A 23,967-nucleotide genomic window follows, 5' to 3' on the forward strand; every position below is an offset into this window, starting at 1 on the left:
CGCCCGCCCGTCGCGACGGCATTTCGCAGAGCGTAAGCTCGGCCAAAGTAAACTCCAAATACAAATTTGCGACGTCGCCTCCAGGTGGCCATTTTATCTATCAAGCGCGATCTTAGCTATATGTTGTACAAGTACCGCTGCGCGCGGCAATGTCGTTATATTTGATTTTCCGCAAAGACTTTTCCGGTTTTTGCCTGTTCGTTTGTGTTAGGGCGATTTGCGGTCGCCTCTAATTGGGATCAAAGACACATGCACAAAATCGCTCTTTCGGCTCTTGCCCTGACGATGACCGTCGGCTCGGCCCTCGCCGCCGACCTCCCCTCCCGCAAAGGTCCGCCGGTCCTTCCGCCGCCGCCCCCGCCGCCGCTTTGGACGGGCTTCTATGTCGGCCTGAACGCCGGCGGCACTTGGTCCAACAGCAACAATATTACTTACGCGTCCTTCCCGGGCGGGTGTAACGTAGGGTTCCCCGGCTGCGCCGCGGTTCCGAACTCCAGCCAGCTCCTGGCCGCGGTGTCGACCGGCAACATCAACAACGGAAACCAGGGCGGTTTCATCGGCGGCGGCCAGATTGGCTACAACTGGCAGTTCTACAACAGCTTCGTCGTCGGCGTCGAAGCGGACATCCAGGGCGTCGCCGCGTCCCGCCGCAACGCGATTTCCTCGGCCGCGCTGCAGAACCCGAGCTTCACCAATCTGCTCGTTCAGACGACCTCCGTGTCGCGTTCGCTCGATTATATCGGGACGGTGCGCGGTCGTCTCGGCTGGTTGGCCACGCCGACCCTGTTGATCTATGGCACGGGCGGCCTCGCTTACGGCGGCGTCAGCCTGAATTACGGCTCCGTCGGCACCGAACTCAGAGACGCAAGTCTGCCGAACAGCTATTTCTCGGCGGCGACCTTCTCGGATACGCGCGTCGGCTGGACGGCTGGCGGCGGCGTCGAATGGATGTTCTGGCCCAACTGGTCCGCCAAGGTCGAATATCTTTATTATGATCTCGGCAGCGTCACCGTGGCCGGCAGCCCGCTCGTCAATATCGGCGGCCCCGCGTCGGCCGTTCCCGGCGGCACTTACAGCTCGGCTTTCCCGCAAGTCACGACCCGCTTCAACGGCAACATCGTCCGCGCGGGCCTGAACTATCACTTCAACTGGGGCGCCCCTGCTCCGGTCGTCGCGAAATACTGATCGAACAGATCCAGCCTCTGTTCGTGACGTGAGAGATGGCCCGGCTAACGCCGGGCCTTTTCTTTTATGCGGCGACCCTTGCCTCCTCGGTCGGCGGGCCAGCCATAAACTCCAACGCCGTGGAATGCGCGCAAGCGCCCATGCCTCAGACGATTGAAGACTGTGCTCCAATAAAAGCAGGCCGATCTTTTTCAGCCTCGGACATTAGCCTGTCATATGGAATCCGCTTGATTGGCTCCTAGAGCTGGCCCCGCAAATTCGGACAGTAGCTTGAGTGGATTTTCTGCCTGACGGCGGCGAGGATTCTCGCCGCGAATCAGGAGCATTCGATGACGAAGCGAATGCCGCCGGATGCATTCTCCGGCGTTCAAGTCGAAAGTGGGTTTGGCCGCGATCAAGGGCGAGAAGACGCTGGCCGACTGGCGCAGCAGTTCGACGTCCATCCGAACCAGATCACGACCTGGGAGAGCCAGTTGCTCGAAGGCGCGGCGGGCGTGTTCGGGCAGGAGAAGGCGGAGCCGAAAGAGGCAGCCGTGGATTTGAAGTCGCTTCACGCCAAGATCGGCGAGTTGACCCTGGCCAATGATTTTTTAGAGGGCGCGCTCAGCAAATCCGGCCTGCTGAGCGCAAAGCGATGATCGATCGCAGCCACGCCTTCCCGATCAAAGGGCAAGCAAAGATGCTCGGCCTCGCCCGCAGCGCGGTCTATTACAAGACTCGGCCGGTCTCGAGCGATGATCTGAAGCTGATGCGGCGCCTCGACGAATTGCATCTCGATTACCCCTTCGCGGGGGCGCGGATGCTGCGCGATCTGTGCGGCGCGAGGGCGCCGTCGTCGGCCGCAGGCATGTGACGACGCTGATGAAACGAATGGGAATCGAGGCTATCTACCGGCGGCCGAATACGAGCAAGCCGGCGCCCGGCCACAAGATCTACGTATCTTTTGCGCGGCGTGACGGTCGAGCGGCCGGATCATGTCTGGGCGATGGACATCAGCTACATCCCCATGCGGCGCGGCTTTGTCTATCTCGCGGCAGTCGTCGACGTGGCCAGCCGCCGCGTTCTGTCGCATCGCGTGTCGATCACGATGGAGGCGGCGTTCTGCGTCGAAGCGCTCGAAGAGGCGCTGGCGAAACATGGCAAGCCTGAGATTTTCAACACGGATCAGGGGAGCCAGTTCACCAGTCTGGACTTCACCCGCGTGCTGCTCGACGCCAAGGTCGCCATCAGCATGGACGGCAAGGGCGCTTGGCGCGACAATGTCTTTGTCGAGCGACTGTGGCGCAGCGTGAAATATGAGGAAGTCTATCTGCACGCCTACGACAGCGTCTCCGAGGCGCGCGCGTCGATCGGGCGGTATTTGGAATTCTACAACGAGCGACGCCCGCATTCGTCGCTTGACGGGCGCACGCCGGACGAGGCCTATTTTGGGGCCAAGGAAACGGCGATGTCCGCATGACTTCGCCTTTCGATTTGTCGCCGCTCTGGTCGGGCCTACGGCCCTCCCGACGCCGCGGCAAATCGAAGAACCTCGCGTTCAGCAAACCCCGGCAGAGATCCACTTAAAATCCGTGGGGAGCTGTCCAAACAACTGGAGCCAGCTCTAACCGCTTCCGACGCTGGAGCATCAAGGGGCAGTGGCGGCACCAGTTCGCCGCCTTGGCGGAAACCAGCTCCGACGACGTCCAGATGATCGACTCCACCACGGCCAAGGCCCACCGCTCGGCGGCCGGCGGAAAAGGGGGCCACGGAACAGGCGATCGGGCGCTCGCGCGGGGACATACGACAAAGATCCACGCAGTCGTCGATGGAGAAGGACGCCCCGTCGCGTTTGAAGTGACGCCTGGCCAACTGGGTGACGTTCGCTGCGCTCTGGCGCTGCTGACGTCATTACCGCCTGCGCGTCTTTGCACGGCTGACGCTGCATACGACCAAGAGCGTCGATCCTCGAATCACCCATAGCCGGACATTTAAGCTGGTCGGTCATTCCATGACTTACGCCGTCATGGCTGATGGCGTCCGTACGATTTTGCTCGCCGATGCTGACGACGCTCGGCTTCGAAGGAAGAGACCAGCGGTAAAGTTTCAGGTGTGTTGTGAAAATGTGGGCGTCACGCTGGCGTCGCCCGGAAGTTCAATGTTCCGTTCGCGGAGCAGGATGGACTCTTCGTCCCCCTCGATTTTGTGCATCGGCTTATTTCCCAAAGGATGAAAGTCGTTTTTGGCTCATCACCTGAACTTGGAAGAAGCCCCGGTTGGCTGGCGCTGTAAAAAAATCGCTGGCGTGCTGCTTGGATATCTGGACTAGATTGCGCTCGTGGACGAAGCGCCGGGCTATCAGTATGAGCGCTCCGCCGACAATTTACAGCGTTTGCTCACGAAGCTCCTTGAGAATCGCCAAAGCGCAGCCGCTCCCGAGCCGCCGCTTTAACAAGCGGCGACTTGGCTTTTTCAGACCCAAGCGCCCCAACGCGGCCTCGATACGGGGAAGAGCGGCTCTTGCGGCTTCCCCGTATCGAACGAAGAATCTTGGATTGAGGTTCTCCAGGATGGTTTCTAGCTTTAGAAGCCGATGACGGTTCCCGAGGGTCTGTGAACTGGTAAGCGTCGCTGGTCCGCAGAACGCGCGCGTTTCCTTTCGGAAACCGTGAATCATAATCAGAGCAACACGCCAAGAATTTTATGGGTCTGGACCATCGTAATCGGCGTGGTTGATTCACAAAAGCGATTCTTTGTCGGCAAACGAATATCGCTTTGATGCAGATTACGTTCTCGAACGCCTTATTCAACCGCGTCTAGTACGATGAGCTCGCATTCGAATTATGACACTATATATTAGTCCGGCTTCCTTGCCAGCCCGAGCGCGTCACCATAGCGGATTTGATCTTTCGGGAGCACCTGTAGTAGATCCGGCGGAACCTTCGTCACACCATACCAGAACAAGATCAGCTCCACTGTCACGATCTCGCTGGCCGGCCCGGTGAAAATCCTAGCTGATTGAAAGTCATGATACATGGCAGGAATGCTGTTGTCTTTAATTCCGAGCTTGCCGAACTCCTCGTCAACGACGAAGAACGCGTTGGAATTCGTGACGGCGCAAAGCTCATAGCCCTTGTCCTTCCCGAGTTCGACGAGTGCCAACAATGAGCACCCCATGTTGATCGAAAAATCGCGCTCTTGTGTAAAGAACACGTCGTTCGGAACGGTCGGGTTAAACTCAATCACCACCACACGGGGACGGTATTTCGTCATCGAGTTCCAAATATGCCAGTCGTTGCCGTCGATGTCGATTGACAGTAAATCAAATTTCAGAGGAATGGCTGTCTTTGAGAGATAATATTCTAGGCTGTTTTTTTCGGGGTCGAAGTCAACCATACCACAGATCATGTGAGCCTTGCTATTGCCACTATAGGTCGCCTGCAGGTCCTTGAAGCGTTCGGTATTTCCTTCGATAAAGACACCATCCCATCCTTGCCGCATGAGCGCGTGTGTATTGCTCAGATACTTCCCATCCCACGCGCCGAATTCGACACTCCACCGCGAGTCCTCTTTGAGGATAGAAAATATTTTTTTGATCACGCCGTCTTCCCCATACTGGGAAAACTCGTTGAAACCGCTTCGGGAAATGTAGGTGCTTTCCAGCTTCGTTTGGTCGACGCGGCGGATTTCAGACACCCGCTTTTGGGGATCGACAAGCATTTCAGGCTCCGTTCGTTTTGCTAAAGGCTTATTGGTTCGCTTCCAGAAAAAGGACAAGGCAGTCAGGCGAAATTTGGAATTGTCTAATTCCGCCTTAGGGATACGGGAGTGTCGCCAAAACCCTGTATTTCGCTAGAAACGCCTCAATGCAAACCTCACGATAGACCTTTTTGCCGGGCAGGAGCTCACCTATCACCTCATTTTTCGTCGCAGATAATTTGCAACCCTGAGTGCAAATCGTGATTTGGAATTGCGCGCTATGCGATTCTTGCGGCGCGGGAATTTCGGTTTGCTGTCATATTTGGTGCGACGCACCATGCCAAGTTGCGCTTTCGGCCAGCTAACTCTCCACTTAATTTGCGGCATCTCCTTAATTGTTTCACGGGGCAGAAGTCAAGAAGACTCTGCGGAAACGGCAGGGGATTCGCATTTCCCCTGCATCTGCGATGAATTCGAGTGGCGATCACGTCCCGTCCCGATGAGGTAAATGCTATAACTTTGGCTGATTTTTTCCGCCTTCCCAAGGGCGCATATTGGTCAGGGCCTCGGCGCGCGCGCAAAAAGACCAGATACGGAACAGAGTCTGGTCAGCGCCGCATCGTCGCCAAGGTCGATGAATTGATGCGCCAGGGCGACCGGCTGGAGGCAGCACGGGAACGCCAAGAGGCGACGTGCGACCGGCTGGCGACGGCGAGCCTCGCCTCCGGCATGGGGTTGGGTTCGTGTAGGAGATGTGTCCGAAGCACGCCTCGGAAAGATGCTTGATAAGTCCAAGAACAAAGGAACGCCTCGGCCATATTGACCTGCCCTGAAAAACTCCTCCAGCTTCGATTAGAGTCCGGCACATTGCAGGACGGACGAGATGAAGAAGAAGAGGTTCACGGAAGAGCAGATCATCGGGATTTTGCGGGAGCAGGAAGCGGGCGCGAAGGTCGCGGATCTGGCGCGCAAATACGCGGTTTCGGAAGCGACGCTCTATAATTGGAAGGCCAAATTCGGGGGCATGGACGTTTCGGAAGCGAAGCGGCTGAAGGCGCTGGAGGAGGAGAACGTAAAGCTGAAGAAGCTCCTGGCGGATCAGATGCTCGAGGCCGCGGCGCTCCGGGAGCTTCTGGGAAAAAATGGTAGGGCCCGCCGTCAAGCGCGAAGCCATCGCGCACCTTCGGGCCGTGATGAGCCTGTCGGAGCGTCGGGCCTGCTGCCGGTTTCTTGTCTGACTGAATCGACGGGGATTCACGAATCGGCTGCAGTCTGATTCAACCTGCCTGCTGGCGAAGGAGGCTGGCAGGCATGTCGAAGAAGACCCTTTTGCTCGATCTTCGGGAACGCGTGGTCGCCGCCGTATCGAGTGGCATGTCTCGGCGGCAGGCGGCGGAACGCTTCGGCGACTCCGCAGCAAGCGCCATCCGATGGTGTCAGAGGCAGAAGGAGATTGGCAGCCCGGCCTCCTACAAGCCCGGCGGCGATCGCTGGTCGGCGCGTATCGATGCGCACAAGAGCCTGATCCTGTCGCTCGTCGAGGAGACCTGCGACATCGCCCTCAGCATCGGCGCGCTATGGCGCTTCTTCGACCGCCACGACATCACCTGGAAAAAAAGACCGCTCACGCGAGCGAGCAGGACCGGCCGGACGTCATGAAGCGCCGCCAGGCATGGTTCTACGATCAACTGGACCTCGACCCCGAGAAGCTCGTCTTCATCGACGAGACCTGGGCGACTGCGCGCCGCTGTGCCCCACGGCCATTGGAAAACGACGAATTTTATCGCCGGCCTGCGCTTATCCGGGCTCACAGCGCCGACGGTTCTCGACAGGCCGATCAACGGCCAATGGTTCCAGGCCTATGTCGAGCAGGTTCTCGTTCCGACGCTCTCGCCGGGTGACATTGTTGTGATGGACAATCTCGGCAGCCACAAGGCCGCTGGGGTGCGCAGGGCGGTCGAGGAGGAGAGGGCGACGCTGCTTTACCTGCGGCCCTACAGCCCTGACTTCAACCCGTCGAAAAAGCCTTCTCGAAGCTCAAAGCGCTGCTGCGTAAGGCCGCGGAGCGGAGCGTCGATACATTGTGGGATAGAATTGGCGCCTTGCTCGAGAAGTTCACGCCGCAGGAAAGCGCCAACTTCTTCGCCGCAGCAGGCTATGAGCCTCTTTGAAAAGAAACCGCTCTAACGACAAGCGCCGCATCATCTCGGCAGTGAGAAACCTCTATTCGGGGGTGTTGCTGCTGGCGAAGGATGTGCTTCGCTAGCTGTCTCCGCTTGGATCAAACGATATTCTAATCCGCACGAAGAAGAGGGCGGTGAAGCAGCAGGATGGAACTGTTATGCTCGTCGGCGATGGTAAGAAGACACTCGACCGCTTCGAGATCGAGGAGACCTTCAAGCAACCTCAACTGGCAGTCGACCTCTCGAACCTGAAGCGCCTCGCCGACATTCGAAATGACATCGAGCACATGCATCCGCAGCATGCGCCCGCACTGATCCAAGAGGCGATCGCGGACGCGATGCCAATCATCCGCGACATCACCGTGAAGGAACTTCAAGAGGAACCATCCGCCTTGCTCGGACAAACCGCATGGGACGCCCTACCGGATCAAGCTAAGGTGTTTAAAGCCGAGCAGGATGCCTGCCGGAAAAGCTTCGAGGCTATCGACTGGGAAAGCGAGACCCTTGCCGAGACAGTAACGGAGTTCCGCTGCCCGAATTGTTCGGCCGCGCTCCTCCGCAACGATAACGCAGATGCAAAGGCACCGACGGACCTTCACCTGATCTGCTCCGAGTGCGGCAAAGAAGCCGACCACGAAGCGGTTATCGAGGCCGCAATCGAAGAGCATCTTGCGTGTGACGCTCACGTGGCGATCAAAGATGGCGGCGATTCTCCATTGGAGAACTGCCCGGAATGTGGGCGCGCGACATTTATCGTGCAGGAGAACCGATGCGCAAACTGCGGCTTTGAGCTTGAAGAAACCTCTTACGGAGTGTGCGGCGCGCAAGTGACCGTCGATGATTATCGCTATGGGACAGGGCATTTATCTGATTTCAGATGTTAAGACGGGCAAACGCTATATCGGATCCGCTACGGCGATCAAGGCATCTGGTCCCGCTGGTGCGATTACGTCACGAGCGGTCACGGCGGGAATGTGGAGCTTCGTACCCTCGTAAGCGATCCGTCGCTGGAATACTGCTGCAAGGCTTTTCGATTAGCGCTGCTCGAAACCCGTCCCGCGCCGACAGCTGACGACGTCATCCTCGCCCGCGAGGCATTCTGGAAGCGCATCCTCATGGCACGCGGCGATTTCGGTCTCAACCGGAACTGACGCTATACCTGTTCGCCCGCGCCCCTGCGTCGACTATTCGGGCAGAAACGATCATCGCGCGAGCAGTGTGATTATGCCCGTAATGGAATGACGGTTGCGCCTCGCCTCATTTCCTCACGCTTCTCTGCCCACCAACCCCTCATGCGGACGCGCTCGTCCCAGTAATCAGCTCGCGCATAGGCGCGGCGGACCGAATCGTTGTCGACATGCGCCAATTGACGCTCGATTGCGTCCACGTGCCAAAGGCCCGATTCGTTCAGGATCGACGAAGCGGCAGAGCGGAAACCGTGGCCGGTCATCTCATCCTTGCCGAAGCCAAGGCGACGCAACGCCGCATTGATCGTGTTTTCACTCATGCAACGATTCGGCGCACGAACCGGAAATAGGAACTTGCCCCGCCGGTAATCGCCTGAAGCTCGCGCAACTGGGCGACAGCCTGCGGCGCGAGAGGAACCCGGTGAGGGCGCTTCATTTTCATCCTTTTGGCCGGTATCGCCCATACGGCGGCGTCTAGGACAACTTCCGACTGATTGCCGCTCGATGACGCACGACTGGGGTGACGAAGGCTCCTTTGAGCGCTCCAGTCGGGTCTGTGTCGGCGCGGCCTGTCGCGACGGCGTAGCGGAAGACCTGCCCGATGGTGGCGCGCAGCCGGCGCGCCGTCTCGTGACGGCCCCGCGTTTCGACGGCCCGAAGAACTCGCAGGACTTCGGGGGCGCTGATTTCCGCAATCGGCCGACTGCCAATATCCGGCTTGGCGAGGCTCAGTAGCGATTCGATCTTGGAGAGTGTCCGGTCGGCCTTTTCGTCGCGGCGCTTCTTGTCCGTCAACTCGGCCGCGATGGCCTCAAATGTATCGGCAACCGCTTGTGCGCGGGCGGCCTTTGCAATCTTCTTGGCGACCGATGGGTCCTGTCCGTCCGCCAAGAGCCGCTTCGCCTCGTCACGCTTGGCACGCGCTTCCTTCAGGCCAACGGTCGGGTAGACGCCAATGGCGAGGTTTTTCTCCGCGCCAGCGAAGCGGTAGGCCAACCTCCAGCGCTTCGCCCCATCTGGCGTGACCCAGAGTTGAAGGCCGCCGCCGTCCGAAAGCTTCCTGAGTCGGTCGCCGGGCTTGGCGTTGCGGATTTCCAGATCGTTGAGCGGCGATGTTGGTATCGCCCTGTGCCAACAACGATACCAACGAATTTGTTGGACACAACCGGACGCCAAAGGACGCTCTCAGACGACATCTCCGCCTGAAGGCCTTCTTTTTCAGTGATTTTCGGCGAGGCTGAATTCTGCCCCGACGGGCCGAAGCTCGGAACGCTTACGGGCCTCTGTCCCAACTGTGCGGGCCTCATGCACCGGCGAACCTCCATCGCCAAGCTCCATGCAGCGACCGGTGATTTGAAGGTCTCAATCAAGCACGCGGAATCGCGCCTAGGCGAGACGCACAGCTCTAACTGCAATCCATACTTTGAAAGGGGGTAGGAACCCATGAAGAAATATGACCCAGAAAACGAGCGGGTTAAGCGCGATTACGCCTTCTTCCTGGAGGCGGCGAATGGCAAGCAGGACGCGTCCATCGACGCGGCCTTGCGCGCCATCGAGCGCTTCGAAGTCTTGACCGGCCGGAAGCCCTTCCGCAAATTCCATGTGGAACAGGCCCGCTCATTCCGCGCCCGTCTCCTGGAAGAAACCGGGAAGAATGGGAAGCCTCTCGGCGCCGCGACCATCACCACGACTCTCAAGCACCTTCGCAACTTCTTCCTCTGGCTGTCCCGCGAGCCCGGCTTTCGGTCTGCGCTGAACCCGAACGATGCCAACTATTTCACGCCCTCAGACCAGGACTTGCGCGTGGCGACGGCGCGGCGGGAAAAGCGCGTGGCGACCTTCGAAGAAATTGCCCAGGTCCTAGCCGCCATGCCGGCTGCAAGTCAGATCAAAAAGCGGGACCGGGCGCTCGTCGCCTTCACCATTCTTTCGGGCGCACGCGACAGCGCAATCGCCTCCTTTCGCCTGAAGCATGTCGACCTGAAGGCTCAGACCGTCTTCCAGGACGGGCGCGAGGTGAACACCAAGCGGCGCAAGACGTTCACTTCTGCCTTCTTCCCGGTTGGCCCCGAGCCTCTGGCGATCGTCTGCGATTACATTGCGATGCTGACGGGCGAACTGGGTTTCGGCCCCGAGGCCCCGCTTTTCCCCGCGACCCTCATCGGCCGGGGCGAGGACCGGGGCTTCATGCCGGTTGGCCTGTCTCGGGAGCATTGGCGGACCGCCGCGCCGATCCGGCAAATCTTCCGTGACGCCTTCGCGGCAGCCGGCCTGCCCTACGCCAAGCCCCATAGCTTCCGGGATACGCTGGCGCAGCTCGGCGAGCAGCTCTGCCGCACCCCCGAGGAGTGGAAGGCCTGGAGCCAAAATCTCGGGCATGAAAGCGAGGCCACGACTTTCGTTGGCTATGGCCATGTGCCGGCGCATCGCCAGTCGGAAATCATGCGCGCCCTAGCCACCCCCCGGCAAAATCTTTCGGTGAAAGGGCTCGATATCGATGGGCTGGAGAGCTTCCTCCGCAGCGCCAAAGAAGCCGCTCTTGCTTCGACAGACGTCTGAACCGCGAACCCGCTTGCGCGCCCCACCGGGGATGTGAAAGGTTACGTTTCCGGGATTCGGTTCACCAAAACCCCGTTTCCGACGAGAAAATAAGAACTTGCCCGACAGGGCGGACGATTGGAACAAGGCGATGGCAGGCGCGCGTAACGGCGGGGGCGACCTCAATTTCGAGGCGGAGCTTTTCAAGGCGGCGGATAAATTGCGGGGCAATCTGGAGCCCTCGGAATATAAGCACGTCGCCCTCGGCCTCATCTTCCTGAAATACATCTCCGACGCTTTCGAGATTCAGCGCGTGAAGCTGGAGAAGGAGGAATACGCCGACCCCGAAGACCCGGAGGAATACACGGCCGCCCGCGTCTTCTGGGTGCCGGAAATCGCCCGCTGGTCCAACCTCAAGGCCAACGCCCGCGCGCGCGATCTCGAAATCACGGACCCGGCCACCGGCAAGCCGCGCCGCGTCGACATCGGCGGGCTTATCGACGCCGCGATGGAGGCGATCGAGAAGGCCAACGAAGCGACCCTCAAGGGCGTGCTGCCCAAAGACTACGGCCGCCCGGCCCTCGACAAGCAGATGATCGGCGATCTCGTCGAACTCTTCTCCGATATCGGCATGCATGAAGAGGGCGAGGAGACGAAGGACCTTCTCGGCCGCGCCTATGAATATTTCCTCTCGGGCTTCGCGGGCGCCGAGGGCAAGCGCGGGGGGGAGTTCTTTACGCCGCGCTCGGTGGTGCGCGTCCTCGTCGACATGCTGGAGCCCTATAAGGGCCGCGTCTATGACCCCTGCTGCGGCTCGGGCGGCATGTTCGTCAGTTCAGAGAAATTCGTCGAGGAGCATGGCGGTCGGCTCAACGATCTTTCGATCTATGGGCAGGAGCGCAACAACACCACCTGGCGCCTCTGCAAGATGAACCTCGCCGTGCGCGGCATCGACGCGGACATCAAATGGAACAATGAAGGCTCCTTCGTCCGCGACGAATTCTCCAATGTGAAGTTCGACTTCATCCTCGCCAATCCGCCCTTCAACGTCTCCGACTGGTGGCGGGCGAATCTGGAGGACGACATCCGCTGGAGTTTCGGGACGCCGCCGCAGGGCAACGCCAATTATGCGTGGCTGTCGCACATCTATCATCACCTCGCGCCGCGCGGCACGGCGGGCGTGGTGCTGGCCAATGGCTCCATGTCATCGCAGCAATCGGGCGAAGGCGACATCCGCCGTAAGATGATTGACGCCGACGCCATCGACTGCATGGTGGCGCTGCCGGGCCAGCTTTTCTATTCGACGCAGATTCCCGCCTGCCTGTGGTTTCTGGCGCGCGACAAGAGCGCGAATGGCCATCGCGACCGGCGCGGCGAAATTCTCTTCATTGAAGCGCGCAATCTCGGGCGCATGGTCGACCGCACGCGGCGGGAGTTTTCGCCGGAGGATATCGAGAAGATCGCCGGGACCTATCACCGCTGGCGAGCAAAGGGCGCGGATTTCGGGCTTTATGAAGACGTGCCGGGCTTCTGTAAGTCAGCAAAGATCGCGGATATCGCCAAGCAGGGCTTTGTGCTGACGCCGGGGCGATATGTTGGGGCGGCAGATATCGAGGATGACGGGGTCGCGTTCGAGGAACGAATCGCCGATTTGAAAGACCGACTGTCAATTCAATTTGCGGAAGGAAGGGCTTTAGAGGCAAAGATTATCGAAGCTCTCTCAGGAGTGAGAGTCGGTGAATAATTGGGTTGTTTATTCCCTTGCTGCCTTGACGGAAAACCTCGATTCTCGACGAAAACCCGTAAAGGAAGCCGATCGCAAGCGTGGCCCATTCCCATATTATGGAGCATCGGGTGTTGTCGATTATGTCGATGATTACCTTTTCGAAGGGCTTCATTTGCTTATTGCGGAGGACGGGGAGAATCTGAGAACTCGCAAACTTCCGATCGCTTTTCTGGCAGACGGAAAATTCTGGGTAAACAACCACGCGCACATTGTGCGCGGGAATGACAAGGCAGATACGCGATTTCTGCATTACGCGCTGCAAATAGCCGACGTTACGAGCTATTTGTCTGGCTCAACGATGCCGAAATTGACCCAAGCCAACCTAAGTCGCATCCCTATTCGCGCGCCAGATATCGATACACAGCGAGCTATCGCGTCTGTCCTTTCAGCCCTCGACGACAAGATCGAACTGAACCGACGGATGAATGAGACGCTGGAGCAAATGGCGCAGGCGATTTTTCGGGATTGGTTTGTCGATTTCGGCCCCGTCCGCCGCAAGCAGGAAGGTGCGAGCGACCCCATAGCCATCATGGGCGGCCTCGTCCAGAACGCCGTCCGCGCCGATGAACTCGCGGCGCTGTTTCCCGATACGCTCGGCGATGATGGCGTGCCTGCGGGATGGAGCCCTAGCGAATTGGGGAAACTATTCGAGATAAAGATTGGGAGAACTCCGCCTCGCAAGGAAAGGCATCATTTCGTTGGAAATGAAGCCGACGGCATTCCATGGCTATCCATTCGCGATCTCGGAACATGCGGCACTTTCGCACACTCGACGTCTGAATGTTTGACCGCCGACGCAGTAAATGAATTTAGAGTTCCGCTTATCGAAAAGGGTACAGTCCTCGTTAGCTTTAAGCTGACCGTTGGGCGTGTCGCTATTGCAGAACGACAAATGCTGTCTAATGAGGCCATCGCGCAGTTAGCCATTAAAGCTGAAAGTCCGCCGACCGCCTTCACTTATTCCTTCATGAAGCAATTCGACTATTCCCTACTAGAGGGTGTTATGCACTCTGTATTACGAAGTCGGCTGCGCGTTTGAGCATGAGGCAGGCAAAAGCGACGACGTGGAGGCCAGCGAGTGTGTCGGCGTAGCGTTCGTAGTCTTTGACCAGCCGCCTGCATCGGGTCGCCCAAGCGAAGGATCGTTCGACAACCCAGCGTTTGGGCAACAGCACGAAGCCTTTTTTCGCTTCGGAGAGTTTGACCACGCAGAGTTCGACGCCCTGCGCTTTGGCCGCCTCCGTGGCTTTCTCGCCGGTATAACCTTGATCGACATAAATAAGCTCGACGTTCTCGCCTGTGGCGTCCTGCACAGCGGCGGCGAGCTTGCCGACCTCGGCGCGGTCGTCGACATTCGCTGGCGTAACGTGCAGCGCCAGCAAGTGCCCCAGCGTGTCGACCGCCATGTGCAGCTTGGAGCCGCGCTTGCGCTTGGCGCCGTCATAGCCGGCCCGTGGACCGCTTTCCGGCGTCGAACGCAGCGTGCGGCTGTCGATGATCGCCGCGGTTGGCTCCTCGGCGCGACCGGAGGCGACGCGCAACAAGGCGCGCAGGTCCTGCGCAAGCTCTTCGAACACGCCCGCCGCCAGCCAGCGCTGCGATTGCTGATACACTGCGGACCAGGGCGGCAGATCGTTGGGCATGGCGCGCCATGCTATGCCGTAACGCAGAACGTAGCGCAGGCCGTTGAATAGCTCACGAAGCAAATGCTGACGTTGCGGAGCGCCCTCGTCCATCAGCGTCAGATACGGCGCAACCAGCGACCATTCCTCGTCGCTGACATCAGACGGATACGGTTTGCGAATCGGAGACATCCGATTCCATTAAGATAATCAACTACCAAAGTACATAACACCCTCTAGGGAGCACATCGTCTATCGCAACTGCCGTAAACTCAGAGAGCATTCGACAAATCGTGCTGGATTTGCCGCCTGAAAAATTGCTGTCGGCGCACGACGAACTCGTAGGCCCGTTGCTGAACTTGATTCAAAGCCGAGGCTCCGAAAACCGCACCCTCGCCGAAACCCGCGACTATCTCCTTTCCAAACTCATGTCCGGCGGAGTGCGCGTGCGCGTGCGCGTGCGCGTGCGCGATGCTGAAAAGTTCGTTTGAGAGCTGCAATGGAATACTTTCGCCAACGCTTCCTTGATGAATTGAACGAAGAAGGCGATATCAAAATTCGCGGTCTTCGCTGGTCTCGTCAGCAAGTCCTCGAAGGTCTGGACCCTGACGGCTATATTCAGGTTTTCATCGAATGGGTGGACGATGCAAAGCAGGCTGCAAAAGAGCGCGCGCGCCAGTTCTTGACAGATAATGGAGGCCTCCCGCGATTTCGCGCGCTCACGCAAAGGTTTCGTAACGGCGCGGTCTTGCCTTTCGTGGGAGCCGGAATGTCGTTGGCCAGCGGCTTCAAGCCGTGGGGCACTTTCCTGCTCTCTCTTTTGGTGGACCTTCCCCATTTGAAATCAGACATAGAGCGGCTTCTACGTGAAGGGCTTTATGAGGAGGCGGCTGAGCGCATTCAAAATGAGCTGCGTGGAGCCTTCAATGAGGAAATTCATAGCCACCTCGGAAGTCACTGCCGGAACGTTGCAGGCCCCGTTCAGTTGATGCCGGTTCTGTTTGAGCAAGAAGTTATCACAACCAATTTTGATTACGTACTCACCCATGTCTATCGAAATGCCGGTAAGGCCTTTCCAATCGAATATTCAGGATCGCGTTTGGCTGATGCTCGGTCTCGCATCGCCAACAATCCTCATTGTCTCCTTCGCTTGCACGGCGAGGCAGATTCGAGTGACGGACGCGTGCTGACCAGGACCGAATACGAGGCCGCTTACAATGGGCGCACTACACTTACGGCAATTTTGAACGTGCTTCTTGGTAGCCGCAGCCTTCTGTTTATGGGATGCAGCCTGCAAGCGGACCGAACGATCAATGCATTACGAGAAATCCGGTCAAACGCGCCCGATACTCCAGTCCGACACTACGCATTCTTGCCTTGCCCGCCCGAAGCAGAAAGGCCAGAAAGACGCGCTTTTTTGGCCGATGCTGAAATCCACCCGATCTACTATCCACCGGACGATCATGATCAATCCATCGAGGACCTCCTAATCAGTTTGATGGAAGGCGGTTTAGATGGCTGACTTTCGCTTTGGTTTCTCCGAAGACCATGTCGAGCATGCCGGCATCGAGACGCTTAAATCGCTCGGCTGGGCCTATTTCCACGGGGGCGACATTTCCCCCGACGGCGCCGCCCCGCAACGCGCCTCCTTCAAGGATGCGATCCTCGTCAAGCGCTTTGAGGCCTGCGTCGCCGACATCAATCCGACCATTCCCGAAGAAGCGCGCGCCGAAGCCATCCGCCGCGTTCTCAATGACGAAACGCTGGTTCTCGTTGAAGAAAATCGCCGCCTGCATCGGCTCATCACCGAAGGCGTCGATGTCCAATATAAGGATGCGGGCCGAGTCCTTTCCGCCAAAGTCTGGCTGGTCGACTTTTCCAATCCCGCGGCCAATGACTGGCTCGTCGTCAATCAGTTCACGATGATCGAGCGTCGACGCAATCGCCGCGCCGATGTGGTTCTCTTCGTCAACGGCCTGCCGCTCGCCGTGCTGGAGTTTAAAAATCCCGGCGACGAAAACGCGACGATTTCCGCCGCCATTCGCCAAATCGAAACCTACAAGGCCGAAATTCCCTCGCTCTTTCGCGCCAACGCCGCCCTCGTCGTCTCCGACGGCATAAGGGCGCGCATCGGCTCTCTGACCGCCGACGAAGAGCGCTACATGCCCTGGCGCACCGTCAATGGCGCCGACTACGCCCCGCCCGGCGCGCCGGAACTCGACACGCTTTTACGCGGCGTCTTCGACCATGCAAACTTCCTGAAGCTCATTCGCGACTTCACCGTCTTCGGCGACAAGGGCGAAGGCCCGTTCAAGATCATCGCCGGCTATCACCAGTTCCACGGCGCGCAAAAGGCGATCAGCGAGGCCATCGCTGCGTCGCAGCCGGACGGCGACCGCAAGATCGGCATCATCTGGCATACCCAGGGCTCGGGCAAGAGCTATCTCATGGCATTTTTCGCCGGCCTTGCCGTGCGCGCGAGCGAACTGGCCAATCCGACGCTCGTTGTCCTCACCGACCGCAACGATCTCGACGATCAGCTTTTCGCGACCTTCAGCCTCTGCCGCGATCTCATCCGCCAGACGCCCGAACAGGCGACGAGCCGCGATGATTTGAAGCGTCTGCTGGAGCGCTCGGCTGGCGGCGTCATCTTCACCACCTTGCAGAAATTCTCGCCGGCGCCTGGCGAAGAGGATTTCCCGCTGCTGACCGATCGCCGCAATGTCATCGTCGTCGCCGACGAAGCGCATCGCAGCCAATATGGCTTCGACGCCAAGCTCGACACGAAGACCGGCAAGCGCCGCTACGGCTATGCGCATTATCTGCGGCAGGCGCTCCCCAACGCCTCCTTCATCGGCTTCACCGGCACGCCCGTTGAAGGCGACGACCGCAACACGCCTGCGATTTTCGGCGACTACATCGACATTTACGACATTTCCCGCGCGGTGGAGGATCGCGCTACCGTCCCGATCTATTACGAAAGCCGCGTCGCGCGCATCGAGCTGAACGAAGACGAAAAGCCGAAGATTGACGCCGAAATCGAGGAGATGCTCGAAGACGAGACGCTGACCGAGGCGGAGAAGTTCAAGGCGAAATGGTCGACGGTCGAAGCGCTGGTCGGCTCGGACAAGCGCATCAAGCAAATCGCCGCCGATCTCGTCACGCATCTGGAGGCGCGCCTCGAAGCCTTGCAGGGCAAGGCGATGGCGGTCTGCATGAGCCGGCGCATCTGCGTGAAACTCTACGACGAAATCGTCACTCTACGCCCCGATTGGCATTCGGACGACGACGCGGAAGGCGCGATCAAGATCGTCATGACCGGCGCCGCCTCCGACCCGGCACCTTGGCAACAGCATATTGGCGGCAAGCGCCGGCGCGACGCCCTGGCCAAGCGCGCGCGCAATCCCGACGACCCTCTAAAGCTCGTTCTTGTGCGCGACATGTGGCTGACGGGCTTCGACGCGCCCTGCATGAATACGATGTATATCGACAAACCGATGCGCGGCCACGGGCTCATGCAGGCCATCGCCCGCGTTAATCGGGTCTTTCGTGATAAAGAGGGCGGGCTTGTCGTCGACTATATCGGCATCGCCCAGAACCTCCGAAAGGCGCTCGCGGACTATAGCGACTCGGACCGCGATAAGACCGGCATCGACGAAGAAGCCGCCATCGCCAAGATGCGCGAATGCTTTGAGCGCGTGAAAGCGGTCTATCACGGCTTCGACTATGCCACCGGCATGGCTGGGCCGCCGCAGCAACGATTAGCGACGCTCGCCGGCGCCATCGACTGGGTGCTGAAATGGCAGGAGGGCGAGGCCGCCAAAAAGGCCAGCGACGAGGAGAAGAAGCGCGCCCATCGCGCCTATCAGGATCTGGTGCTGGAGCTGACCAAGGCCTATTCGCTGGCCTCGGCGAGCGACGAGGCGGCGGCCATCCGGGACGAGGTGGGCTTCTTCCAGACCGTCCGCGCGGCGATCGCCAAATCGACATTGAAAGGCGGAATCGGCAAGGCCGAGCGCGCCCTTGCCGTGCAACAACTGATCGACCGGGCCATCGCCTCGTCGGAAGTCGTCGACATCCTCAAGGCGGCGGGCGTGACCTCGCCGGATATTTCGATCCTGTCCGACGAGTTTCTCGCGGAAATTCAGGGCATGAAGCGCAAGAACCTTGCACTGGAGGCGCTGAAAAAGCTGCTGAACGGCGAAATTCGCAGCCGCTCGAAATCGAACCTTGTCGAAGCCAGGAAATTCTCCACCCGCCTTGAAGAGGCGGTGGCGCGCTACCACACCAACGCGATTTCCGCGCTCGAACTGATCAACGAACTCATCGCACTCGCCAAGGACATGCAATCGGCACGCGCGAGGGGCGAAGAGCTAGGGCTGTCCCCCGAAGAAGTCGCCTTCTATGAGGCGCTCGCGGAGAACGAAAGCGCAGTCAAGGCGATGGGCGACGAAAAGCTGCGCGTCATCGCGCATGAGCTTCTCGAAAACTTACGCAAGAATGTGACTGTCGATTGGGCGAAACGAGAAAGCGCACGCGCCAATATGCGCGTGTTGGTGAAGCGCATCCTGAAAAAATACGGCTATCCGCCGGACCTTGCGGAAGAAGCCGTTCAAACCGTGCTGGCCCAGGCCGAGGCGCTTCTGCAGGAAATCGCTTGATGGAAATCCGCCGCAGGCGGTGGGGTTAAAGTTCAGGGCCTCGGAGGGTCATATCGATCGGGCTCCCTTTCACGCGGAAATTTTTTCTGTCCGCGAAAGATAATCATTCACCGATCACGCTCGCAACGGGATGACAACCCCGCCACGGCGCATCTCCTCGCACCTTTCCGCCCACCAAGCCATCATGCGGACGCGCTCGTCCCAAAAATCCGCGCGGGCATAGGCGCGCCGAACCGAGTCATTGTCGACGTGAGCCAATTGGCGTTCGATGGCGTCGGCATTCCACAATCCCGATTCGTTCAGAATTGACGAAGCCGCAGACCGGAAACCGTGCCCCGTTATTTCCTCCTTGCCGAATCCGAGGCGACGCAATGCGGCGTTGATTGTGTTCTCGCTCATGCAGCGGTTCGCCGAGCGAACGGAAGGGAAAAGGAATTTGCCGTCACCGGTGATTGCGTGAAGTTCTCGCAACAGGGCGACGGCTTGGGGCGCGAGGGGAACCCGATGTGCGCTTCATTTTCATCTTTTCCGCCGGTATTGCCCAGACTGCGGCTTCCAGGTCGAATTCCGACCATCCGGCCGCGCGTAGTTCGCCAGGGCGGACGAAAGTCAGCGAAAGCAGGTCCAGCGCGATCCTGGTTTCAGGCGCGCCTTCGTAATCCCAAATGGCGCGCAGCAAGCCTCCGAATGCCTTTGGCTCGATTATTGCCGCCCGATGGCGCACCACCGGCGCGATGATAGCTCCTCTAAGCGCTCCAGTCGGATCGGTGTCGGCGCGGCCAGTGGCGACGGCGTAACGAAAAACCTGCCCGATGGTCGCACGTAACCGGCGCGCAGTCTCATGGCGGCCCCGCGCTTCGACGGCACGCAGGACCCGGAGAACTTCTGGGGCGCTGATTTCGGAAATCGGGCGCGCCCCAATATCGGACTTGGCGAGGCTCAACAGCCATTTGATCTTGGAGAGCGTCCGGTCGGCATTTTCCTCGCGGCGCTTCTTGTCTCCAGCGCTTCGCCCCGTCCGGTGTGATCCAAAGCTGGAGGCCTCCGCCGTCCGAAAGCTTCCTGAGTCGGTCGCTGGGCTTGGCGTTGCGGATTTCAAGATCGTTGAGCGGCATGTTGGTATCGCCCTGAAAGCGGGGAATATGCCAACAACGATACCAACGAATTTGTTGGACACAACCGGACGACAAAGGACGCCCTCAGACTACGAATTTGCCTGAAGGCTTTGTTTTTCAGCGATTTTTAGACGGATTTGGACGTTCTCGGAGGTAGATATGGTGCCGCAAGAGGGATTCGAACCCCCGACCCCATCATTACGAATGATGTGCTCTACCAGCTGAGCTATTGCGGCATGCGCGGCTCTGGGCGCGCGGGTTTCTCTTATCGGCGTGCGGCTGGTTTTTCAAGCGTCTTGGTTGCAAGATTTTGTGAGTCGCGCCTTCCGCCCGGTCGAGCCGTCAACGCTTGGCCGCCTTGGACTCGCTCGGCAGTTCCGCAAGCGCCTGCTGACGCAGCTTCTCGATCTCGAGCCGGGTTTTCTTGGCTTCGGCGCGCGCAACTTTGGCGGCGCGGCGCACCGGCAGATGGCCGAGCCAGGAGGAGACGCCGCCGGCGAGCACGCCGAGCGCCATCGCGGCCAGGACGACCAGATACATCGGCGCTTCGACAGAAGGCGCGTCGGCCGGATTGGCCGCGAAAGGATCGAGCCCGATCTTCACCATCGCGCGATTGGCCATGGAAAAGAACAGGATGATCAACGCCAGCGGAACGAAGACGAGGACTCGCAGAATGGATTTCATTGCCTCTCCCTAACGTCGACCGCGCGCCGGCTTGTTGGCAGCGCATCGGCCGCGGGAGCCCGGCGTCATGATGGCGCCGCGCCCGATCGAGCGCGGCGGCTGGCGTCAGCCCTGGTAGTTCTCGTTCAGGCGTTCGCGCATCTCCTTGCCCGTCTTGAAGAAGGGCACGGATTTTTCCTGCACGGAGACTTGCGCGCCCGTGCGCGGGTTGCGGCCAGTGCGCGCGTCCCGTTTCTTGACCGAGAAAGCGCCGAAACCGCGCAGCTCAACCCGGTCGCCGCGCGCCAGAGCCGCTGTGATCTCGTCGAGGATCGTGCTGACGATCGTCTCGACGTCACGTTGGTAAAGATGACCGTTGCGGCGTGCAATTCGCTGAATAAGCTCCGACTTGATCATGTTGGCTCTAGTGTCCTTTTCTGCTGAAAATCGACCTCGGGTCGGCGTCAGCGCGCGTCGAAACCCTGCCAAATCGCCAGAAGACCGTCAAGACTCGCGCTCCGCTCGGCGCTCGCCGCCTGATCCAGCACCTCGGCGATGGCGGCGAGGCCGGCGACCCTGGCGAGCGCGGCCGCGCCTTCGACGAGCCCAAGACGCTCGATGCTCGATTTCTTCTTCCAGTCCCGGACCGGCAAGTCCTTGGCGATGTTCTTATTGGTCTCGAGCCAGATGATCGCCTCGCGCTCGCCGCCGATAATATCCACGAGCTTGAGCGGCACACCCTGACGCGCGGTGAAAACGCGGCCGTCCGCGACCTTCGCCAGCTCGGCGTCGTCGAGCCCCCTGCGCTGCTTCACAAGCTCCTTGAACCAGCCATAGGAGTCGGCGACGAGGTTGGCGATCGCCGCCTTGGCCGCCTCGCTCGTGGGCTCGTAGCCATTGGGCGCGGCTTTCAGGGGCGAGGATTTCACCTCTTCGACCTTTACGCCGACATTTTCCAAAAGCTTGTAGAAATTGGGAAACTGGAACAGGACGCCGACCGAGCCGACGAGCGAATTGCTCTCGGCGACGATCGTATTGGCGGCGAGCGCCGCAATGTAAGCGCCGGAGGCCGCAACCGTGCCGACGACTGCGACGACGGGCTTTTTCTCGCCGAGGCGCCGCAGCTCGTTGTAGAGCCTCTCGGCTCCTGTCGTCGTCCCGCCGGGGCTATCGATCGTCAGCAGCACCGCCTTTGCCTGGCTCGATTCCCCGATCTTCTTGATGAGGTCGATCGTATCCTTGTCGCCGGTGATCACGCCCTGCAGCGACAGTCGGGCGACGTGGGGCGTAAGCTTGTCAGGAGAATCAGCGCCCGACAGCCGCGAGAGCGCAATGAGCGCGGCGATCACGGCCGCAACAATGGCGCCCATGCGCCACCAGCCGAGTTTTCGCCGCAACCGCCGACGGTCGAGCAAATAATCCGTGGTTGCCGTCATTCATCGCTCCTGGCAGCGCTGTGCTGCGGGCAGTAGGTAAGCGCCGCTGGGGCGGTTTGCAAAGCCCACGCCGCGAAAGGGCTCAAATTTTCGCAAAATCAGCCGCGCTGCGTCGACTCGCGCAGCCAGGCGGCATAGGCGGGATCCGTATCGGCCGCGTCGACGCGGAGTATCTCCGGCGTCTCGTAGCTGTGCAGGCGGCGCACCAAAGCCGCGAGCGCCGCATAATCTTCCGTGCGGTGCTTCATCTCGATTCGGAATTCGGACTCCTCGCAGCATGCGCCTTTCCAGACGTAGAGGCTGGAGATCGGCGTGATCTGCACGCAGGCGGCGAGCTTTTCGGCGAGAGCGGCATGCGCTAGGGCGCGCGCCTTCTCGTCCGAATCGATCGTCGTCACCAGGATCGAGACGCCGCTCATCCTAGCCGCCGACGACCGTGGTGAAGACCTGCCCGCCGCGCGCCAGCGTGATCTTCCAGTAATAAGCGCGGCTGGAGACGGCCTTTTCGAGGTCGCGGGTCGTCTCGATTTTCTGGTCGTTGACCGCGAGCACGACGTCGCCGCGCTGCAGATTGAGCTGCTGGGCGAAGGAGCCGTCCTCGATCTCGGACACGACGACGCCATTGGCGGCGCCCTGGACCGACATTTCCTCGACGACGGCCGGCGAGACATTGACCACCGTGGCGCCGGCGAAAGGCGACGGGCCCTTAAGCTTGATGGTATCGCGCGGCGGCGTCTCGGGCGCGGGGGTCAGGCGCATTTGCGCAACGATCTTCTTGCCGCCGCGGAGCACGCCGAGCGTCGCCTGCCCGCCGAGCGGCTTGGTGCCCAGGCGATAGCCGACCGCCTCCGGATCGTCCGCCGTTTGGCCGTCGATGGAGACAATCACGTCGCCGCGCTTTAGCCCCGCATCGGCGGCAGGCCCCTTGGGGTCGATGTCGGCGAGCAGCGCGCCGGTCGGGCGATCGAGCCCCAGACCTTCGGCGATCTCCTGAGAGATGGTTTGCAGCGTCGCGCCGAGCCACGGGCGCTTGACCATCTTGCCGCCGCCCTTGGCCGCAAGCAGCACGCTTTTCACCATATTGACGGGGATCGCGAAGCCAATGCCGATGGAGCCGCCGGACTTCGAGAAGATCGCTGAATTAATGCCGACGACGCGGGCGTTCATATCGACGAGCGGGCCACCGGAGTTGCCGGGATTGATGGCGGCGTCCGTCTGAATGAAGAAGCCATAGTCGGAGATGCCGACATGGGTGCGCGCCAGGGCCGAGACGATGCCTTGCGTGACAGTTTGGCCGACGCCGAAGGGATTGCCGATGGCGAGCGCCAGATCGCCGACTTCGAGCGCGTCCGAATCGCCAAGCTCCATCGTCGGGAAGTTCGTTCCCTCGGTAAGCTTCAGCACGGCGAGATCGGTGCGGGGATCGCGCAGCAGGATTTTGGCGGGGATCTCGCGCTTGTCGGCGAGCGCGACCTTCACGTCGGTCATGCCCTCGATGACGTGGTTATTTGTCACGACGAGACCCGCGGGGTCGACGATGACGCCGGAGCCGAGCGACTGCGCTGTATTGGAGCGGCCCGGCATGCCGCCACCCTCGCCGAAGAAGCGGCGAAAGATCGGGTCGTCGAGGAAGGGATTGGCCGGCATGCGCTCGACGCGCGAGGCGAAGACGTTGACGACCGCCGGCTGGGCTTTTTTGACGACCGGGGCGAAGGAAAGCGTGATCTCTGCGCGGCTTTTGGGAACGACGCTGCCCTCTACCGCCTGCGCATGCGCGGGCGCGGGCTCGGCCGCGCGTTCGATATAGGCGGCGCTAACGCCGGCCGCGCAGGCAAAAGCTCCAAAAACAAGGTGGCGCAGATCGAGGCGCATCAGCCGCTCCGGAAAGAGAATCCAACGGGGCGGTATATAAG

Annotated in this window: 19 protein-coding genes, 1 tRNA gene and 4 pseudogenes; 13 read left to right on the forward strand and 11 right to left on the reverse strand. The window is 60.0% G+C overall.

Translation table 11 applies throughout. The annotated features are described in order from the left end of the window. Window positions 1–249: 249 nt before the first annotated feature. The 3 genes and pseudogenes from QMG84_RS16550 (at window position 250) to QMG84_RS21445 (ending at window position 3,147) form a co-directional block, all read left to right on the forward strand. Window positions 250–1,185, forward strand: a complete 936-nt coding sequence (locus tag QMG84_RS16550) for an outer membrane protein (protein WP_281929268.1) — start codon at window positions 250–252, stop codon at window positions 1,183–1,185. 351 nt (window positions 1,186–1,536) lie between these two features. Next, window positions 1,537–2,644: pseudogene (locus tag QMG84_RS16555) on the forward strand (IS3 family transposase). Window positions 2,645–2,874: 230 nt separating this feature from the next. Beyond that, the gene (locus QMG84_RS21445; protein WP_350356498.1) at window positions 2,875–3,147 is read left to right on the forward strand and encodes a transposase; all 273 of its coding nucleotides are present in this window, start codon (window positions 2,875–2,877) and stop codon (window positions 3,145–3,147) included. Between the two features lie 873 nt (window positions 3,148–4,020). On the opposite strand, the gene QMG84_RS16560 is transcribed toward QMG84_RS21445, so the two are convergent. After that, the gene (locus QMG84_RS16560) at window positions 4,021–4,884 is read right to left on the reverse strand and encodes a hypothetical protein (protein WP_281929269.1); all 864 of its coding nucleotides are present in this window, start codon (window positions 4,882–4,884) and stop codon (window positions 4,021–4,023) included. A gap of 862 nt (window positions 4,885–5,746) precedes the next feature. Between QMG84_RS16560 and QMG84_RS16565 the strand changes: the two are divergent. The 4 genes and pseudogenes from QMG84_RS16565 to QMG84_RS16580 form a co-directional block, all read left to right on the forward strand. Continuing rightward, window positions 5,747–6,083: pseudogene (locus tag QMG84_RS16565) on the forward strand (transposase); the annotation flags it as partial. A gap of 91 nt (window positions 6,084–6,174) precedes the next feature. Continuing rightward, window positions 6,175–7,034 (forward strand): annotated as a pseudogene (locus QMG84_RS16570) (IS630 family transposase). A gap of 146 nt (window positions 7,035–7,180) precedes the next feature. Then, a complete protein-coding gene (locus tag QMG84_RS16575; RefSeq protein WP_281929270.1) occupies window positions 7,181–7,930 on the forward strand; it encodes a hypothetical protein in 750 nt (249 codons plus the stop codon). 90 nt (window positions 7,931–8,020) lie between these two features. Further along, entirely contained in the window at window positions 8,021–8,197 is a 177-nt protein-coding gene (locus QMG84_RS16580) for a GIY-YIG nuclease family protein (protein WP_281929271.1), read from the forward strand. A 71-nt stretch (window positions 8,198–8,268) separates the two neighbouring features. Here QMG84_RS16580 and QMG84_RS21450 read toward each other — a convergent pair whose 3' ends face one another. Together QMG84_RS21450 and QMG84_RS21455 are read right to left on the reverse strand one after the other, a co-directional pair. Then, window positions 8,269–8,553 (reverse strand): tyrosine-type recombinase/integrase, encoded by a 285-nt coding sequence (locus tag QMG84_RS21450; protein WP_350356499.1) that lies wholly within the window; start codon window positions 8,551–8,553, stop codon window positions 8,269–8,271. 154 nt (window positions 8,554–8,707) lie between these two features. Then, window positions 8,708–9,409, reverse strand: a complete 702-nt coding sequence (locus QMG84_RS21455) for a tyrosine-type recombinase/integrase (protein ID WP_350356500.1) — start codon at window positions 9,407–9,409, stop codon at window positions 8,708–8,710. A 267-nt stretch (window positions 9,410–9,676) separates the two neighbouring features. On the opposite strand from QMG84_RS21455, the gene QMG84_RS16590 reads away from it, so the two are divergent. The 3 genes from QMG84_RS16590 to QMG84_RS16600 all read left to right on the forward strand — a co-directional run bounded on the left by QMG84_RS16590 (window position 9,677) and on the right by QMG84_RS16600 (window position 13,596). After that, a complete protein-coding gene (locus QMG84_RS16590; protein WP_281929272.1) occupies window positions 9,677–10,792 on the forward strand; it encodes a tyrosine-type recombinase/integrase in 1,116 nt (371 codons plus the stop codon). Window positions 10,793–10,889: 97 nt separating this feature from the next. Then, window positions 10,890–12,515: a class I SAM-dependent DNA methyltransferase gene (locus QMG84_RS16595; RefSeq protein ID WP_281929274.1), complete on the forward strand. Its 1,626-nt coding sequence runs from the start codon at window positions 10,890–10,892 to the stop codon at window positions 12,513–12,515. Further along, window positions 12,508–13,596, forward strand: coding sequence for a restriction endonuclease subunit S (locus QMG84_RS16600; protein ID WP_281929275.1), 1,089 nt, complete (start codon window positions 12,508–12,510; stop codon window positions 13,594–13,596). The genes QMG84_RS16595 and QMG84_RS16600 overlap by 8 nt, the downstream gene beginning before the upstream one ends. On the opposite strand, the gene QMG84_RS16605 is transcribed toward QMG84_RS16600, so the two are convergent. Beyond that, window positions 13,559–14,371 (reverse strand): IS5 family transposase, encoded by an 813-nt coding sequence (locus QMG84_RS16605; RefSeq protein ID WP_202074029.1) that lies wholly within the window; start codon window positions 14,369–14,371, stop codon window positions 13,559–13,561. The two genes, QMG84_RS16600 and QMG84_RS16605, sit on opposite strands and share 38 nt — an antisense overlap. A gap of 101 nt (window positions 14,372–14,472) precedes the next feature. Here QMG84_RS16605 and QMG84_RS16610 point away from each other — a divergent pair, with 101 nt between their 5' ends. From QMG84_RS16610 to QMG84_RS16620, 3 genes are read left to right on the forward strand one after another with little or no spacing between them, the layout of a single operon-like run. Further along, window positions 14,473–14,670, forward strand: coding sequence for a restriction endonuclease subunit S domain-containing protein (locus QMG84_RS16610; protein ID WP_281929277.1), 198 nt, complete (start codon window positions 14,473–14,475; stop codon window positions 14,668–14,670). An 8-nt stretch (window positions 14,671–14,678) separates the two neighbouring features. Continuing rightward, a complete protein-coding gene (locus tag QMG84_RS16615) occupies window positions 14,679–15,701 on the forward strand; it encodes an SIR2 family protein (protein WP_281929278.1) in 1,023 nt (340 codons plus the stop codon). After that, window positions 15,694–18,840: a type I restriction endonuclease subunit R gene (locus tag QMG84_RS16620; protein WP_281929279.1), complete on the forward strand. Its 3,147-nt coding sequence runs from the start codon at window positions 15,694–15,696 to the stop codon at window positions 18,838–18,840. The genes QMG84_RS16615 and QMG84_RS16620 overlap by 8 nt, the downstream gene beginning before the upstream one ends. 114 nt (window positions 18,841–18,954) lie before the next feature. Here the strand turns inward: QMG84_RS16620 and QMG84_RS16625 are convergent. The 7 genes and pseudogenes from QMG84_RS16625 to QMG84_RS16655 all read right to left on the reverse strand — a co-directional run bounded on the left by QMG84_RS16625 (window position 18,955) and on the right by QMG84_RS16655 (window position 23,926). Then, window positions 18,955–19,955 (reverse strand): annotated as a pseudogene (locus tag QMG84_RS16625) (phage integrase central domain-containing protein). Between the two features lie 160 nt (window positions 19,956–20,115). Beyond that, window positions 20,116–20,191, reverse strand: a tRNA-Thr gene (locus tag QMG84_RS16630). Between the two features lie 106 nt (window positions 20,192–20,297). Further along, on the reverse strand, window positions 20,298–20,639 hold the full coding sequence (locus QMG84_RS16635) for a LapA family protein (protein ID WP_202071303.1): 342 nt from the start codon (window positions 20,637–20,639) through the stop codon (window positions 20,298–20,300). Between the two features lie 105 nt (window positions 20,640–20,744). After that, window positions 20,745–21,035 (reverse strand): integration host factor subunit beta, encoded by a 291-nt coding sequence (ihfB, locus tag QMG84_RS16640; protein ID WP_036285063.1) that lies wholly within the window; start codon window positions 21,033–21,035, stop codon window positions 20,745–20,747. 47 nt (window positions 21,036–21,082) lie between these two features. Continuing rightward, window positions 21,083–22,054, reverse strand: coding sequence for a signal peptide peptidase SppA (gene sppA / locus QMG84_RS16645; RefSeq protein ID WP_281929280.1), 972 nt, complete (start codon window positions 22,052–22,054; stop codon window positions 21,083–21,085). Between the two features lie 98 nt (window positions 22,055–22,152). Beyond that, complete coding sequence (cutA, locus tag QMG84_RS16650) at window positions 22,153–22,473, reverse strand: divalent-cation tolerance protein CutA (RefSeq protein WP_281929281.1); 321 nt, start codon at window positions 22,471–22,473, stop codon at window positions 22,153–22,155. A gap of 1 nt (window position 22,474) precedes the next feature. Next, entirely contained in the window at window positions 22,475–23,926 is a 1,452-nt protein-coding gene (locus QMG84_RS16655) for a DegQ family serine endoprotease (RefSeq protein ID WP_281929283.1), read from the reverse strand. Window positions 23,927–23,967 lie beyond the last annotated feature (41 nt).

Origin of the sequence: Methylocystis iwaonis, assembly GCF_027925385.1 — a bacterium.
Taxonomy (GTDB): Bacteria; Pseudomonadota; Alphaproteobacteria; order Rhizobiales; family Beijerinckiaceae; genus Methylocystis; species Methylocystis iwaonis.